This is a genomic window from Pseudomonas fluorescens, assembly GCF_902498195.1.
Classification (GTDB): Bacteria; Pseudomonadota; Gammaproteobacteria; order Pseudomonadales; family Pseudomonadaceae; genus Aquipseudomonas; species Aquipseudomonas fluorescens_BU.
The window spans coordinates 1-619 of sequence record NZ_CABVIY010000016.1 but is presented as its reverse complement, the minus strand read 5'-3'; the positions used below and the strand labels follow the sequence as shown (position 1 = coordinate 619).

The window sequence follows — 619 nt, the reverse complement described above, 5'->3', positions numbered from 1 at the left end:
ATTCAGTTGAGGCCAGAGGGCGGTCACAAAAGCTTCGCCCCGCGCCAGCAGCGCCCTGCCCCACCCCAGACCGAGGCGGCCTTCAAGCAGGTAAATCGAGACTTCGGCTTCAAGTCCGTCCAGGTCATAACGCAGTACCCCGACCAGGCCATCGTCCGCCTCGGCAATCAACAGTAATCGCCCCGGGTTGCTCAGGCTCGCGGCCAGCCAGTCTTGATGCCGTTGCCAATCGATGACCTGCGTGTCCAGCGACCAGCGTCGCACCGACTCGGCATTGCGCCCCTCGAACAGCAGCCGCCCATCGTCCAGCGACGCCTTGCGAACCTGCAGCACCGCCCCGGCGAGCGCTGCCGCAACCCGCTGTGCACCCCGCCCATCGACCAACCGACGCGAGTGTTCGGCCAGGCTTTGGCGTAACCCCTGATTGCCCGCGAGAAAAGCAATGGCCTGACGCAACTGCTCGACGCTGACGTTCTCGCGGGGGCCCAGATACACATGGGAACCTGAGGTCGCCATCATTTCGGCGTTGGCCTGCTGATTATTCGAGACCGCGATACAGATCGTCGGCAACCCCATGGCCGCCCGCTCCCAACTGGTGCCACCGCCGGCACCGACAAAC

Annotated in this window: 1 pseudogene; it reads right to left on the bottom strand. The window is 64.6% G+C overall.

What is annotated here, in order from left to right:
• Window positions 1–619: pseudogene (locus tag F8N66_RS31290) on the bottom strand (UDP-2,4-diacetamido-2,4,6-trideoxy-beta-L-altropyranose hydrolase); the annotation flags it as partial.